1 pseudogene is annotated in these 402 nt (G+C 67.2%); it reads right to left on the reverse strand.

The features are described 5' to 3' along the window. Positions 1-241: 241 nt before the first annotated feature. Positions 242-402, reverse strand: a pseudogene (locus HUA75_RS48200) (cell filamentation protein Fic); the annotation flags it as partial.

Genomic DNA, 402 nt, shown 5'->3' on the forward strand with positions numbered 1-402 from the left:
TCCCCAGCCGGGCTCCTCGCGGCGATCCACGCGACATCCCAGGGGTTTTTGGCCGTCGTTCCGGTGGAAACGGCGCACCCGGGGCAGGCCACCTGGCGGTCGCGCTCGTCCATGACGGCCTCGTACTTGCGTACGGTGGACAACGTCGTCCGGCGCACAGGGTGGCAGGTGTCCATGCACACCCCGAGCCGCTGCTCCCGGCGCACCTGCGCACGGGAGCACGGCGACCGGACGTCAGGCGCTAGCTGTTGATGGCCTTGTACTTGCGGGCAAGGTCCTTGAAGAACTTCACCCCGTTGTCGAGCGAGTTCTCCATGGCATCCATCAGCACCGTGCGGAACGCGGCGACGGGTCCCCGGAAGGACTCGTAGTACCGCTGCCGGTCGATGCTGTGGATGATGG

Origin of the sequence: Myxococcus sp. CA040A (assembly GCF_013336725.1) — a bacterium.
GTDB lineage: Bacteria > Myxococcota > Myxococcia > Myxococcales > Myxococcaceae > Myxococcus > Myxococcus llanfairpwllgwyngyllgogerychwyrndrobwllllantysiliogogogochensis.